At 42.4% G+C, this 14,606-nt stretch carries 13 protein-coding genes; 9 read left to right on the top strand and 4 right to left on the bottom strand.

Annotated elements, in window-relative coordinates; translation table 11 throughout:
- Window positions 1-97: 97 nt before the first annotated feature.
- Window positions 98-700, bottom strand: a complete 603-nt coding sequence (gene ribA, locus MMP72_RS12950; RefSeq protein ID WP_241317900.1) for a GTP cyclohydrolase II — start codon at window positions 698-700, stop codon at window positions 98-100.
- Window positions 701-1,004: 304 nt separating this feature from the next.
- Here ribA and dxs point away from each other — a divergent pair, with 304 nt between their 5' ends.
- The 8 genes from dxs (at window position 1,005) to MMP72_RS12910 (ending at window position 10,078) form a co-directional block, all read left to right on the top strand.
- Window positions 1,005-2,900 (top strand): 1-deoxy-D-xylulose-5-phosphate synthase, encoded by a 1,896-nt coding sequence (dxs, locus tag MMP72_RS12945; protein WP_241317898.1) that lies wholly within the window; start codon window positions 1,005-1,007, stop codon window positions 2,898-2,900.
- A 159-nt stretch (window positions 2,901-3,059) separates the two neighbouring features.
- Window positions 3,060-3,890 (top strand): inositol monophosphatase, encoded by an 831-nt coding sequence (locus MMP72_RS12940; RefSeq protein ID WP_241317896.1) that lies wholly within the window; start codon window positions 3,060-3,062, stop codon window positions 3,888-3,890.
- A gap of 620 nt (window positions 3,891-4,510) precedes the next feature.
- Window positions 4,511-6,466, top strand: a complete 1,956-nt coding sequence (locus MMP72_RS12935) for a DEAD/DEAH box helicase (protein ID WP_241317893.1) — start codon at window positions 4,511-4,513, stop codon at window positions 6,464-6,466.
- A 406-nt stretch (window positions 6,467-6,872) separates the two neighbouring features.
- Entirely contained in the window at window positions 6,873-7,691 is an 819-nt protein-coding gene (locus MMP72_RS12930; protein ID WP_241317891.1) for an ABC transporter ATP-binding protein, read from the top strand.
- Window positions 7,688-8,464 carry a lipid asymmetry maintenance ABC transporter permease subunit MlaE gene (gene mlaE / locus MMP72_RS12925; RefSeq protein ID WP_241317889.1) on the top strand — a complete coding sequence of 259 codons (777 nt, stop codon included), beginning with the start codon at window positions 7,688-7,690 and terminating at the stop codon, window positions 8,462-8,464. Before MMP72_RS12930 ends, mlaE begins: the two co-directional genes overlap by 4 nt.
- Window positions 8,464-9,126 (top strand): outer membrane lipid asymmetry maintenance protein MlaD, encoded by a 663-nt coding sequence (locus MMP72_RS12920; RefSeq protein WP_241317887.1) that lies wholly within the window; start codon window positions 8,464-8,466, stop codon window positions 9,124-9,126. Before mlaE ends, MMP72_RS12920 begins: the two co-directional genes overlap by 1 nt.
- Before the next feature lie 20 nt (window positions 9,127-9,146).
- Window positions 9,147-9,779 carry an ABC transporter substrate-binding protein gene (locus MMP72_RS12915; protein WP_241317885.1) on the top strand — a complete coding sequence of 211 codons (633 nt, stop codon included), beginning with the start codon at window positions 9,147-9,149 and terminating at the stop codon, window positions 9,777-9,779.
- Between the two features lie 11 nt (window positions 9,780-9,790).
- A complete protein-coding gene (locus tag MMP72_RS12910) occupies window positions 9,791-10,078 on the top strand; it encodes an STAS domain-containing protein (protein ID WP_241317883.1) in 288 nt (95 codons plus the stop codon).
- A gap of 39 nt (window positions 10,079-10,117) precedes the next feature.
- Here the strand turns inward: MMP72_RS12910 and MMP72_RS12905 are convergent, their stop codons facing one another.
- Window positions 10,118-11,134 (bottom strand): CorA family divalent cation transporter, encoded by a 1,017-nt coding sequence (locus MMP72_RS12905; protein WP_241317881.1) that lies wholly within the window; start codon window positions 11,132-11,134, stop codon window positions 10,118-10,120.
- Between the two features lie 395 nt (window positions 11,135-11,529).
- Between MMP72_RS12905 and MMP72_RS12900 the strand changes: the two genes are divergently transcribed.
- The gene (locus tag MMP72_RS12900) at window positions 11,530-11,925 is read left to right on the top strand and encodes an NUDIX domain-containing protein (protein WP_241317879.1); all 396 of its coding nucleotides are present in this window, start codon (window positions 11,530-11,532) and stop codon (window positions 11,923-11,925) included.
- Here the strand turns inward: MMP72_RS12900 and MMP72_RS12895 are convergent.
- Both MMP72_RS12895 and recG read right to left on the bottom strand, forming a co-directional pair.
- Complete coding sequence (locus MMP72_RS12895; protein WP_241317877.1) at window positions 11,879-12,571, bottom strand: phosphoribosyltransferase family protein; 693 nt, start codon at window positions 12,569-12,571, stop codon at window positions 11,879-11,881. The genes MMP72_RS12900 and MMP72_RS12895 overlap by 47 nt on opposite strands.
- The gene (gene recG / locus MMP72_RS12890; RefSeq protein WP_241317875.1) at window positions 12,558-14,603 is read right to left on the bottom strand and encodes an ATP-dependent DNA helicase RecG; all 2,046 of its coding nucleotides are present in this window, start codon (window positions 14,601-14,603) and stop codon (window positions 12,558-12,560) included. Before recG ends, MMP72_RS12895 begins: the two co-directional genes overlap by 14 nt.
- Window positions 14,604-14,606: the final 3 nt, after the last annotated feature.

Below are 14,606 nucleotides of genomic sequence, written 5' to 3'. Positions count from 1 at the left end.
GATATCAAAACATAAATCCATAATAAAAGTAAGGGATTTTTGTTTTTAACAATAAAAACCCCTTAATGACTTTGTTTTTATAAATTTAGAAAATGAATCAAAAATCATCTTTTTGATAAAGATGATCCATACGCTCACGTTTGGTTTTTAAATATTGTTCATTGAAAGGGTTGTGTCCAACGGTCAGAGGAACACGCTCAATGACTTTAATACCAAGGTCAGTCAATGCTTTCAGCTTTAACGGATTATTGGTAACTAATTTTACTTCTTTGACTTGAAGATGATCCAGCATGATGCTGCACATGTCGTAACGACGTGCATCGGCAGGGAGGTTTAGTAAGAGGTTAGCATCAACGGTATCATGTCCTTGATCTTGCAAGGCATAAGCACGAATTTTATTGGTCAAACCAATCCCACGACCTTCTTGGCGTAGATATAAAATCACACCTTGACCTGCTTCATTAATCAAATGTTGAGTGGCTTGTAATTGTGGGCCACAGTCGCATTTAAGTGAAGCAAAAGCATCGCCTGTTAAGCATTCAGAGTGGATACGCACTAACACAGGCTGTGTTGGGGCCGTTTCTAAACCTTTCGAAAGCGCCACATGTTCTTCACCCGTTTCTGGGTCTTGAAACACGGAAATATTGAAGTCACCAAAAGCAGTTGGTAGCTTTGATGTTGCAATAAATTCAATCGGCACAGAACGCTCACTATTATGATAAAAACAGTGAAAGTATAGCCTAATGTGTGAAGATTGCGTGAATTGGAATTTCTGATTTTTCACATAAGTTTTTCTTTTTCATAGAAAGCACACAATAATGGTTGATAAACAGTGACATAATTCAGGATAATCTGCGAGCCAGTCCTTTGGATTGGTCTAAGAATGTTCAGCACTGCATCATTCGCACATGTGGCTGATTGAAGGTAGATCATATTTAATTGTATGATTGCCCCCATTTAACCCAGCTTCGGATTTGCCAGGCTTAAAAAGGCTTTGCCACATTATGTTGTATACCGAAATTCCAACTCAACGTCCCGTGACGGTACTGTTAGATGAAATTGATCATCCACAACAGTTACGACAGCTCGCGCAAAGCCAACTCGCACAAGTGGCGGATGAGTTACGTCAATATATTTTGTATGCAGCAGGGCAAAGTGGTGGTCACTTTGGTGCAAATCTCGGTGTTATTGAACTTACCGTTGCCTTACATTATTGCTTTAATACACCACAAGACCGTTTGGTTTGGGATGTTGGTCATCAAGCTTATCCGCATAAAGTGCTTACAGGTCGTCGTGACCGTATTGCCACGATTCGTAGCAAAAATGGTTTAGCTGCTTTTCCCGCACGGGATGAATCTGAGTTCGATACCTTTGGCGTAGGTCACTCATCCACCGCGATTTCTGCGGGGCTTGGGATGGCACTTGCTCGTCGATACCAAAAAGATCCGTGTGATGTGGTGGCAATTGTCGGTGATGGTGCAATGACAGCAGGTATGGCATTTGAAGCCATGAATGATGCAGTTGCGCATAATGCAGATTTAATTGTGGTTCTCAATGACAATGACATGTCGATTTCATGCAGCACCGGTGGTTTTGCAAAACACTTGGCTGCGATTTGGGAGTCGGGTCAGCTTGTCAATGTAAATGAGTTAGGCGAAGCCTATATACAGCCGCATCCGAAATGGACTTATAACTCTCGTTTACACCAGTCCGCGACTGATGCAGCAGACAATTTATTTAAAGCGATTGGTTTTGATTATTTTGGACCCTTTGATGGCCATGATGTCGAGCAACTCGCGCAAGTTTTTCATGCACTGAAAAAGCGTAAAGGGCCGCGTTTAGTTCATATTTATACGAAAAAGGGCAAAGGTTTCGCACCAGCAGAAGCCGATCCAATCACCTATCATGCGATTACTAAAATTGCACCAGTAGCATCTGCGCCCGCAAAAAAATCACCACCTAAATATTCTGATGTATTTGGACAATGGTTGTGTGATGAAGCGGCTCAAGATGATCGCTTACTGGCGATTACCCCAGCGATGTGCGAAGGATCGGGCATGGTGCAATTTGCGCAGCAATATCCTGAACGTTTTTTTGATGTCGCAATTGCCGAACAACATGCTGTGACCTTGGCAGCAGGTATGGCGTGTGAAGGTTTAAAACCTGTAGTTGCAATTTATTCAACCTTCTTACAACGCGGTTATGATCAATTGATTCATGATGTTGCATTGCAAAATTTAGATGTAACTTTTGGCATCGACCGTGCTGGTTTAGTCGGTGAAGATGGCCCAACGCATGCAGGCGCATACGATTATGCCTTTATGCGTACCGTACCGAATATGGTGATCATGGCGCCAAAAGATGAAAATGAATGCCGACAAATGCTTCATACTGCTTACCTGTATAATGGGCCGACTGCGGTGCGCTATCCACGTGGTGCAGGTGTGGGCGTCGAGATTCAAGAAAAAATGACTGCTTTAGAGATTGGTAAAGCTGAGATCGTTGCAGAATTTAATTCAAATGCAGATCAGCAAATCAGTATTCTGGCTTTTGGTAGTCGCGTTATGGTGGCTGTTGAAGCAGCGCAACAGTTTACAAATAAACATGCGATTGGTGTGCGTGTGGTCAATATGCGTTTCGTCAAACCACTCGATGAGCACATCATTCGTGAGCTTGCAGATTGCACACAACTGTTTGTCACGGTAGAAGAACATGCCGTAATGGCAGGTGCAGGCAGCGCGGTGAATGAGTTTTTGGCACAGGCGAAAATTGTAAAACCTATCCTGAACTTAGGATTGCCAGATGCATTTTTACACCAAGCAACGCATCAGCAAATGCTGCAAGATTGTGGTCTAGATAGTCAGGGTATTTTGACTTCAATTGAACAAGCTTGGTTTTAATCAATAAAACCAAGTAAATGCAGCTACTTTTGAAAGTAACCATTGCCCGCTAAATTTTTCGCAACATTTTTTCCCTAAAAGCGCTTAGATTTGATAGAATGTGGGCGCTTTTATGCATTATTCTTTGTCAAAATCTTCGAAATTTGTAGTGGGTGTTCAATGGAACCTATGGTGGTGATGGCTGCGCGTGCGGCTCAAACAGTTGGTCAAGAGCTTTTAAAGGCACATCAAAATCGTCATAAACTCGATTTACAAGTTGAAGATAAAGGCATTGATGGTCCAGTAACGCGTGTTGACCGTTACTTGGAACAACTCACTATTGATACACTCCGTAAAAGCTATAAAAACCATAGTTTTCATGGTGAAGAGTTTGGGTATCAAGAAGGTAAAGGTCATGACGCTGATTGGTGTTGGATTATTGACCCTTTAGATGGCACACAAAACTTCATCAATGGTTTCCCGCATTTCTGTATTTCTATTGCAGTGCAACACAAAGGCGTAACCCAGCACGGTGTGATCTACGATCCTGTGCGTGATGAATTATTCTCTGCTAGTCGCGGTCGCGGTGCAGTGATGAATCAACGTCGTATCCGTGTGAATACAAGTGAAACTTTAGAAAACACTTCCCTTGCTGTGGGTCATCCATTCCGTGCAAAACGTGATGGTGAAATTGTTTCTTATGCTGAACAGCATTTCGCTTCATTATTAGCAGTTACTAAAGCAGGTGCGCAAATTCGTCGTGCGGGTTCTGCTGCTTTAGATTTGGCTTATGTTGCAGCGGGTCGTTTTGATGGTTTCTTCGAGCTAGGCTTAAAACCATGGGATATCGCTGCGGGTGAGTTGATTGTGAAAGAAGCTGGTGGTGCGATGGTTGATGCGCGTGGTGGTAATGATTCATTTGAAAATGGTCAAGTGATTGCTTGTTCATTGAAAATGTTAAAACCATTGATGCAAGCGGTTGTCCCAGCTTGGGGCGTTGCTGCAAAATAATTTGCCGAATTCTAAAAAAGCCCTCAATATTTGAGGGCTTTTTTATACGAGATTGGAAAATAAGGGTAAAGAAATTGCTTATCTATTTTATTGGTCCAAGTGGGGCTGGAAAGACAACAATATCGAGTTGTTTTAACCAATGAGTTACCTATGACGTTGCTCAAAAAGTTAGAAGAATCTTGGATAGGTGGCTCTAATCATTTATTGATAAGTAAAGTATATTTTTAAATAACTGATAAATGGCTTGTTTTTGTTGAAAGATAGCTTGTTAAACGATAAATAAAGACAACTTAATAGGAAAAACAATTAAAAAGCGTGACATTCTTAAACTTTCTGCTATACTCCGCCCACGCACTGAAATTCCAGTTCATTACCTGAACATTCTGTTCTATTCATATTTTGCGCTCGCTGTCCATAGAGAGGACCACATCTTGCGCCCAAATCGCTTAGCGATTCTTCAGGTTGAAGCAGTAATCAAGCGTGCGTTTAGTCCACATCGTCGTTATTCGGATCGCCGCTGAATCTCATTTATTTTCAGCTTGAGTCGCTTTGCCGCCTGTTGCCGATGTCTATTTTTTTGTATTTATTAAAATGGAGCACCCTCTAGGGTGAAACTCTCTATGAGCAAAACTTTTGCCGAATTTTCATTACATGAAACCTTACAACAAGCGCTTGAAGGTTTAGGTTTTACTAGCCCAACTCCTGTACAAGAACAAGCAATTCCTGCTGCGTTAGAAGGAAAAGACTTATTGGTTTCTAGCCAGACTGGTTCTGGTAAAACTGCAGCATTTTTATTGCCTACACTTAACTCTTTAGCGGGCGAAGAAGCATTTGCTTCTTTTAAAGACCGTATGAAAGCAGTGACTCAACCTACGATTTTAGTGATTTCTCCTACTCGTGAGTTGGCACAACAAGTAAGTCAAGATGCGATTGCATTGGTACGTCACATGAAAGGTGTTCGTATTGCTGCGATTATGGGCGGTATGCCTTTTGGTAAACAAATTCAGCAGCTTAAAGGTGCGCAAGTTGTCGTTGCAACGCCTGGTCGTTTGCTTGATCTTGTTAACCGTCGTCAAATTAAATTAGATAAAGTTGAATCATTAATTGTTGATGAAGCAGACCGTATGCTTGATCTAGGCTTCTCTGAAGATCTAGAAGCAATTGGTGAACTTGCTGCAAACCGTAAACAAACATTAATGTTCTCTGCGACTTTTGCTGATCGTATTATTCGTCTTGCTGAACGTATGATGAATGATCCACAACGTATTGCAATTGAAACAGGTCATAGCACCAATACTGATGTTACTCAAACATTACATTGGACTGATGGTTTCGAACACAAGAAAAAATTACTTACGCATTGGTTATCTGATGAATCAGTAGATCAAGCTGTTGTATTCGCAAGTACGCAAGAAGATACCGACATGCTTGCTGAAGAATTAGCTGAAGCAGGTCATTCTGTTGTAGCGTTGCATGGTGCGATGCCACAAACTGTTCGTAACCGTCGTTTACGTAGTATTCGTGAAGGCCGTGCAAAAATCTTGGTTGCGACTGATGTTGCAGCACGTGGTTTGGACGTACCAACCATTTCTCACGTGATTAACTTCGGTTTACCGATGAAAAATGAAGACTATGTACACCGTATTGGCCGTACAGGTCGTGCGGGTCGTTCAGGTCAAGCGATTACTTTAGCGACTTATCGTGAACGCGGTAAAATTCGTGCTTTAGAAGATTATTTAGATGCACGTTTAAGCGTATCTGAAATCGAAGGTTTAGAGCCATCTCCACCTCCTGCTCGTTCAGGTCGTGATGGCGGTGGTCGTGGTCGCAGTGGTAATGGCGGCGGTGGTCGTGGTCGTAGTGGCAATGGTGGTGGCGGTCGTCGTTTTGAAGGCGAAAGCAACTTCAAACGTCGTGAAGGTGGTGATGACCGTCCACGTCGTAGCTTTGATGATAAACCACGTGGTGATCGCCCATCTTATGGTGATGACCGTCCTAAGCGTGATTTTAGTGATCGTCCACCACGTCGTGAAGGTGGTTTCGGTGATCGTCCACAACGTAGCTTTGGTGGTGAAGACCGTCCGCGTCGTGATTTTGGTGATAAACCACGTGGTGATCGTCCATCTTATGGCGATGATCGTCCAAAACGTACTTTCGGTGCTGAAGATCGTCCGCGTCGTGATTTCGGTGATCGTCCACCGCGTCGTGAAGGTGGTTTCAATGATAAACCGCGTTTTGACTCAAATGATGACAACCGTGGTAACCGTGTAGATTATAAACCACGTCGTGAGGGTGGTTTTGGTGATCGTCCTAAGCGTGATTTTGGAGATCGTCCAGCAGCTCCGCGTGAAGGTGGTTTTGGTGACCGTCCAAAACGTAGCTTTGCTGGTGGTGATGATCGTCCTAAGCGCACTTTCGGTGGTGAAGACCGTCCTAAGCGTACTTTCGGTGGCGAAGATCGTCCTAAGCGTACTTTTGGTGGTGAAGATCGTCCGAAACGTGATTTCGGAGATCGCCCAGCAGCACCGCGTGAAGGTGGCTTTGGTGGTGACCGTCGTCGGAAAAACGATTATTAATTGATAAAAATGAAGCCAGTTGAAAAACTGGCTTTTTTATTTATGCTTAGTCATGTAAAATTATAAAAATGTGCACTAATTCAAACTTTATATAAGAAATGACTAGGATGAAACAAAACAACAGTCTTTTAAAGCAAATATGGTCTTTTACTTGTCATGAAGGGCTACCGTGTCTATTTGTCATTATGATGCTCTGTAATGGTTTATTTTTTGCTTATGCGGTCTTCGATCAAAGTAATCCCGATCGTCTAAATGCAAATTTGCAGCAAACAACGAGTGAAGTTAATTTAAAGAATAACTACATAAATTAAATAATCTTCATACATCACTTATCAAAATAAAAACAACGATTTAATCTTTCGGTGTATAGTATGCGTGCATAAAAAGTGCAGGAATGAATGCCATTATGAATAACAAATCTCCTCTCGATGCTGAAGCCTTAATTGAAGTTAGAAACTTGAGCTTTAATCGAGGAGACCGCGTCATTTATGACGATATCAGCCTTAAAATTCGACGTGGTCAAATTACTGCAATTATGGGACCATCTGGTACTGGTAAAACCACTTTGTTACGTTTGATTGGAGGACAATTAAGTCCTGATCAAGGTAAGGTTTTACTCGACGGTAAAAATATTGCTTCAATGTCACGTCTTGAATTGTTTGCTGCACGTGCGCGTATGGGAATGTTATTTCAAAGTGGCGCATTATTTACAGATATGTCTGTGTATGAAAATGTTGCATTTCCGATTCGGGCACACACCAAATTATCTGAGCACCTCATTGCAGAGCTGGTGGCATTAAAACTGGAGTCTGTGGGGTTGCGCGGTGCTGAACAACTCATGCCTACAGAACTCTCAGGTGGGATGAGTCGCCGCGTTGCTTTAGCGCGCGCAATTGCACTTGATCCTGAATTGATTATGTATGACGAACCCTTTGCAGGCCAAGATCCGATTGTGAAAGGGATTTTGACGCGTTTGATTCGTTCATTACGAGAAGCATTAGATTTAACCACAATTATTGTTTCGCACGATGTGGCAGAGACCTTGTCGATTGCAGATTACATTTATGTTGTTGCAGAAGGCAAAATTCAGGGTGAAGGTACACCTGAACAATTAAAAACACATGCTTCACCATTTGTTCGTCAGTTTTTAACAGGTTCAGTTGAGGGACCTGTCGAATATCAATTTACTCACCAAGCTTATTTAGATAACGAGGTTCGTCCATGAATACGATTGCCTGGTTAGGTAGACTCGTTATTGAGCGAATAAAGGGGATTGGTGCTGCGTCACTGATGCTCCTACAAATTTTATTTTCGATGCCATCGAAAGGTGGTTTTCAACGTTTTATTTATCAGATGTATCGTGTTGGGGTGATGTCTTTATTGATCATCTCAGTTTCAGGCTTGTTTATTGGCTTAGTGTTGGGTTTACAAGGTTACTCGATTTTGGTCAATGTCGGCAGTGAAGCAATGCTAGGCACCATGGTGTCTTTGACTTTACTGCGTGAACTTGCACCTGTGGTTGCAGCGTTATTATTTGCAGGACGTGCAGGCTCGGCTCTAACGGCTGAAATTGGTTCCATGAAACAGAGTGAGCAGTTGGCTAGCATGGAAATGATTGGTGTTGATCCACTTCGTCAAATTGTGTCTCCTCGTTTATGGGCGGGGATTGTAAGCTTGCCAATGTTGACTGTGATTTTTGCTGCTATTGGTATTGTGGGTGGCAAAATGGTTGGGGTCGATTTTCTCGGTGTGGATGAAGGTTCATTCTGGGGCGGTATGCAAAGTAGTGTGCAGTTCGGGCACGATGTTGTAAATGGCATTATTAAAAGTATTGTTTTTGCTCTGATTTGTACATGGGTAGCGGTGTATCAAGGTTATGCCTGTGATCCAACTCCCGAAGGTATCGCGACGTCTATGACCAGAACAGTCGTATATTCTTCACTTTGTGTATTAGGTTTTGATTTCGTGTTGACTGCGGTCATGTTCGGAGGGATTTAATGAAATCACGTATTAGTGAGCTGGCCGTAGGTATTTTTGTCATTATCTTCGGTATTGCCTTATTTTTTCTTGCGATGAAAGTCAGTGGCTTGGCAGGTACCAACTTGCGTGACAGTTATAGCATGACGGCTCAATTTGACAACGTAAATGGTTTAAAGGCCCGTGCAAAAGTGACCATGAGTGGTGTAACGATTGGTCGTGTTGAATCTATCACGCTTGATCCAGTCTCGCGTCTAGCAACCGTCAAATTTGATTTGGATGGTAAACTCACCAGCTTTAATGCAGAGCAGTTAAAAGTCGTGCAAGGAAATGCGCTTGAAGAATTACGCTATAGTTCTGAGTATGAGCAAGCTGATGCGACGAAACAAAAAGCAATGGAACAGCAACTGATTAGTAACATGACCTCCATTACCAGCCTCGATGAAGATGCTTATATAATGGTAGCAACCAATGGTTTATTGGGTGAGAAATATTTGAAAGTCATTCCAGGTGGTGGCGTTGACTACTTAAAACGTGGTGATGTGGTTTCAAATACCCAAGGCACAATGGATCTAGAAGATTTAATCAGTAAGTTTATTACTGGTGGTGGTGCGAGCAAAGTTGCGTCAGGCACTGAAACGTCATCATCACAGTCAGATGTCGAACCATCTTTTGCTGAATAATCGTATTTAGGAGTTTTAAAGTGAACATATTATTGAAACGAACTCTGACAGCAAGCGTATTATCAACGATGCTTGCTAGTACAGCATTTGCAGTGCCGACAGAGACACCCCCTGATTTTGTTAAACGTGTGGCCGATGGCTTAGTCACTCGCTTGAAAGCAGATCATGCAAAGCTACAAAATAATCCTGAATTAGTAAAAACGATTATTCGTCAAAACCTTGATCCTTTTGTAGATTCGCAAGCTTTCACGCGTATTGTGCTAGGTACTTATGCAAATAATCAGCATACAACAGTTGCGCAACGTGCTCAGTTTGAGAAAAACTTCCGTGAAGTGATTATTGAAAACTACGGTAGTGCTTTTGCAAAATATACCAATCAAAGCTATACCATGCGTCCTTATAAAGCCAGCAACAGCAAAAATCCAGTTGTGACATTGGACTTTTTAAACAATGGTGAAAAGATTCCAGTATCGTTCCAATTGATTGATAAAGGCGATCAATGGAAAATCCGTAATGTGAATGTGGCAGGGATCGACTTAGGTTTGCAATTCCGTAATCAGTTTGCTGCTACGGTTCAGCGTAATGGTGGTGACATCAATAAAGCGATTGCAACTTTTAAACCTGATGCAGATGCTGCAGTCACTAAAAAATAAGTAGGTGAAGGGTGATTCAGTATATTGATCAGAAACTTATCGTTCCTAAGACGATTGATTTTGAAAATGCAGAGCAGGTTTACCAATCAGGCTTAGCGCATATTCAACAACATCAGCATTTTCCTTTGATTGTTGATCTTGCTCAGCTTGAACAGGGCAGCACCTTGTCTCTCGCTGTATTAGTGCAATGGTTGCGTCAAACCCCTGAAAGTAAAGGGCTGCATTTTAAAAATGTCCCTGAGAAAATGCTGAAAATCATCCAAGCTTGTCATTTAGAAGATGACTTAAAGTTGATTTGACACCAATTTTTTAGAAAAAAGCACCCTAGGGTGCTTTTTTTAAATCCATTTCTTCCAGCGGAAATATAGTGTTGGTCCGATTAAGAAGGTGGTGACTAAGGTAATCACGATCCAGAAGCTGGTATTGCCTTGAGCGAAAGGTAAAACATCGGTGTTCATACCATAAATACTGGCAATCAACATCGGTGGTGCAAGCATACTGGGTAAAATTGAGAACCGTTTGAAGGTCTCGTTCATTTCGGTATTTGCAAAACCGGTGGTGATATCGAGTAAGAATTTAAGTTTTTGAAACAGGAACGCGTTATGTTCGAGTAGAGAGCGGACATCCTCACTCATTTCTCGAATATCAGCATCATAAATATGACTACCCAAGGCACGTGGCCGTGATAGAAAGGTCAACACACGACGTAAATCTGTAAGACAAAGTTGTGCTTTTCCTAACATATCTTCTTGGTGCGCAAGGTTGGTGATCATGTCATCAAGATCAAGAATTTGTTCGCGGTGATGATCATTCAGGACTTCAGCCGAATACTCTTCAAGATAGCGGTGAGTATCTTCTAAAATATCCGAAAGTTCATCCAGCTTAGCTTCCAATAACCCTAATAAAATCCAAACGGGATCTTTATAGTCCATCTCATAATCATTGCGTCTCGCTCTTGCTCGAAAGGCCCGAAAGGCCACTAATTTCTCACCGCGCAGTGTGATCAGTCGGTTTTTCTCAAGCAAAAATGCAACGGTATGAACGGTTGCTGCAAGGGTATTTTCAAGATCTTCTTGTTCTCGATCTGATTGGAAATTTTTGTTCTTGGTTAGAAAGTACGTGCTGATGTGTAAAATACCTTCATCATCACGATAAAAACGTGCAGATGAGGAAATGTCTTCAAGTGACTTTAGGGTGGGGAGATTGCGATCATAGGCTTCGAGTACCCATTGTTGTTCTTCTTGGGATGGCGCAATGAGATCAATCCAGACCAATTCAGAATGCAGATCAAATCCACCATTGATGGTTGCATCTTCTAGACTACCGCGCTCTGTGGCATAAAAGGCTTCAAGCATGTCTTTTTTCCTCGCGCAGTCAATATAAGGCCTTCTGCATTTTACAGAAAGTCAGCGTGTATTTTAGACAAGGATGAAATGAAAAACACTTGCCTAAACGTTATTTTCTCAAAAATCATATTTTATAGCTTACTTTAGCAGCATGACAGTTGGATAAAATAGCTTTAATGCTATGAATTTTATCTGTGTTTTCACTCATTCTACACGCAGTCATGCTTTCATTGATTCTTAAATGGTTTTAATCATGGGGTAAGGGCTAGAAAGTGAAGCTAAACGACTTAAATGCGTCGTTTCTAAACATACCGTTAAGGGGCAAGGGCGATTGGGTTGTTTTAGCCATGTTCGAGCTTTAAAATAGCAGCCTGCTGTTGAAACTCATATTCGAGGAAGTCTCATTGAAAACAATTACTGTTGCTGCCGCTATTATTTTGAATGAACAGAATCAATTATTATTGGTCCGTAAGCAGAATACACAGGCATTTATGCAAGTGGGCGGCAAATTAGAAGCCAATGAAGCGCCTGAGCTTGCGATTCAACGTGAGATTTTAGAAGAAATTGGTTGTGAGTGTGAAATTAAACAATTTGTTGGTCAGTTTGAGACGGCTGCCGCCAATGAGCCAGATCATGTTTTAGTGAGTTATGTTTATTCGGTTCAGTTAAAACAAGTGCCGCAGATTGCCGCCGAAATTGCTGAGATGAAATGGGTGGATTTGACTGACCAAGTAACCCGATTGGCACCACTGACTAGCGAAGTGGTGATTCCATGGTGTCAGCAAAATCGAGTGAGCTAGGTCGATCTTTTACTTGCCCCGCTGCGAGACACGCGGCATAAATTTTTTGGCAGCCAAGTTGTTCTAAAGCCTGAGAAAGTGCGACAATAGAGCTGCCCGTCGTCATCACATCATCTAAGATCAGTACGGTTCTACAGCGAATTTTATTCGATGCTTTTGCAACAAACTGGTGTTCAATATTCTCTAATCGCTCTAAGCGAGACAAGCCTTTTTGTGAATGTTGCGCCAAGCGTTGTATCGGTTGCCAAACAGGGACGTTTAATGTTTTACCGAGTGCTTTTGCTAACAGCAGTGTTTGATTGAAACCTCGTTCGACTAATCGATCTGTAGAAATGGGCATCGGAACGATTGCGTGGACTTTGGGGAGTCTGAGTTGTAACAACAACGCATCTAACAATCTTTGATGCTGTAATTTTTGTTCATATTTGAATTGTTGAATAATACGATTGATCGGATAGTCATAATGACAAGCAACAAATACCTGTTGTTGATGACGTTCGACTTGCTGTTTTAACCAAGGTAATTGTTGCCAACAGCTTTGGCAGATACCAGCGTGTTGCTTGATGCCGATATCACACAAGTTACATGGCGTAATAGAATCAAAAAGCAGGTGTGCTTGTGCGCTGAGGTAGTTAAACATAGGCATAACGGGGTGCTTCAGGTAACCAGCGTTTAAGTAATCCTGCTGCGTGTTGCGGATAATCTTTTAAGATCTGTTCTGCAACATAGTGTGCTTGAGTTAATAGGTGGTCATCACGTTCTAACCGCGCAACGCGAAAGCCCATATCACCCGTTTGCTTGGTCCCTAATAACTCACCAGGACCGCGTATTTCTAGGTCTTTTTCCGCAATCACAAAACCATCATTACTTTCACGCAAAATAGAAAGCCGTTCCTGACCATTTTGTGACAAAGGGACTTTATATAATAATGCACAGAAACTCGCAGTCGCACCACGTCCAACTCGACCGCGTAATTGGTGCAACTGAGAAAGTCCTAAACGTTCAGCATTTTCAATCACCATAATCGAGGCATTCGGAACATCCACACCCACCTCAATTACCGTGGTGGCAATCAGGAGTTGTAATTGATTGTCTTTAAAGGCTTGCATGACCGATTGTTTCTCGTCGGCTTTCATTTTGCCATGTACCAGCCCGATGTTTAGATCCGAGAAACGCTCTCTAATTTCTTGATAGGTTGCTTCTGCTGCTTGAGCATCTAAGGTCTCAGACTGTTCAACCAAGGTACAGACCCAATAGGCTTGTTTGCCTTCACGGCAGTTCGTTGCAATTCGTTGCAACACTTGTTCACGACGATCCAGTGGAATCGTGACTGTCTGGATCGGTGTTCGACCAGGAGGCAGTTCATCAATGACTGAAGTATCTAAGTCACCATACGCACTCATGGCGAGTGTGCGCGGAATGGGAGTCGCGGTCATCACCAATTGATGTGGCGTAAATTGGTCTGCACCTTTGTTGCGTAAGGCGAGGCGCTGATCGACACCAAAGCGGTGTTGCTCATCAATGATCACTAAGCCGAGTTTAGAAAACTCCACAGTGTCTTGAAACAGTGCATGTGTGCCTACAATCAGTTGAGCGTGTCCTTCTTTAATCTGTTGTTCGGCTTGTGTCCGTGCTTTACCTTTTTGCTTGCCTGCGAGCCATGCAACTTGAATCCCTAAAGGCTCGAACCAGCGTTTAAAGTTTAAATAATGCTGTTCGGCTAATATTTCAGTTGGTGCCATCAATGCCACTTGCCAGTCGGCTTCTAGGGCATGACAGGCCGCTACTGCGGCGACTAAGGTCTTGCCAGCACCGACATCACCTTGTACTAAGCGTAGCATTGGCTGATCTTGTTTAAGATCTTGTAAAATTTCTTTAGAAACGCGTTTTTGCGCATTGGTCATTTGAAAGGGCAATGCTTCTAATAATTTCTTTGCTAGAATTTTACTGCTGCTAAAGCGTGGTGCAGCGATCTGTCGAATATAAGCACGACGTGTTAATAAACTGATTTGGTGAGCCACCAACTCTTCAAAAATTAAGCGTTGCTGTGCTGGATGTGAGCCTTGATTGAGTTGCAGCATATTGGCATCAATCGGCGGTTCATGAATGTAAAGCAAGGCTTGTTTGAGTTCATAACCATTGCTGTATTTACTGGGGAGGAGTTCAGGTAGATCATCACTGTGATGTTTTAAAGCCTGACGGACATATTCACGTAATTTCGGTTGTGTCAGACCTTCTGTACTTGGATAAATCGCAGTGAGTTGAGTTTGAGGTAATGCGGTATGCTGGTGAATGACTTGAATTTCGGGATGATACAGCTCTAATCCACGTGCACCAATGCGAACTTCACCAAAGATCCGTAAGTGAGCGCCCATTTGGATGCGATCGGTTAAGCCTTTATATATATGATAAAAGCGCAAAGTGACTTTGCCGAAATCATCTTGTACTAAAGCGGCGAGGGATTTCTTTTTTCCCGGTGGAAAGTCGACTGATCTGACCTCACCTTCAAGCAAATAACTACGTCCAACAACCAACTGATTCATCGGAATAATAGTGCTACGATCTTCATAGTCACGAGGAAGATGAAACAATAAATCATCCGTGCTAAAAATATGAAGCTTTTCTAATAAGGTCGCTGCGCTAGCACCAACGCCTTGTAATTGCTGGACTGAAGTCATATT

Source organism: Acinetobacter sp. NIPH 2699 (assembly GCF_022549355.1).
Classification (GTDB): Bacteria; Pseudomonadota; Gammaproteobacteria; order Pseudomonadales; family Moraxellaceae; genus Acinetobacter.
The sequence above is the reverse complement of the archived record's forward strand: the minus strand, read 5'-3'. Positions and strand labels throughout refer to the sequence as shown.

Coding starts and splice junctions, on each gene's coding strand:
- MMP72_RS12920 (WP_241317887.1), top strand. CDS start 8,464: ATGAAATCACGTATTAGTGAGCTGGCCGTAGGTATTTTTGTCATTATC.
- MMP72_RS12895 (WP_241317877.1), bottom strand. CDS start 12,571: ATGCCTATGTTTAACTACCTCAGCGCACAAGCACACCTGCTTTTTGAT.
- MMP72_RS12935 (WP_241317893.1), top strand. CDS start 4,511: ATGAGCAAAACTTTTGCCGAATTTTCATTACATGAAACCTTACAACAA.
- dxs (WP_241317898.1), top strand. CDS start 1,005: ATGTTGTATACCGAAATTCCAACTCAACGTCCCGTGACGGTACTGTTA.
- MMP72_RS12905 (WP_241317881.1), bottom strand. CDS start 11,134: ATGCTTGAAGCCTTTTATGCCACAGAGCGCGGTAGTCTAGAAGATGCA.
- mlaE (WP_241317889.1), top strand. CDS start 7,688: ATGAATACGATTGCCTGGTTAGGTAGACTCGTTATTGAGCGAATAAAG.
- MMP72_RS12930 (WP_241317891.1), top strand. CDS start 6,873: ATGAATAACAAATCTCCTCTCGATGCTGAAGCCTTAATTGAAGTTAGA.
- MMP72_RS12940 (WP_241317896.1), top strand. CDS start 3,060: ATGGAACCTATGGTGGTGATGGCTGCGCGTGCGGCTCAAACAGTTGGT.
- recG (WP_241317875.1), bottom strand. CDS start 14,603: ATGACTTCAGTCCAGCAATTACAAGGCGTTGGTGCTAGCGCAGCGACC.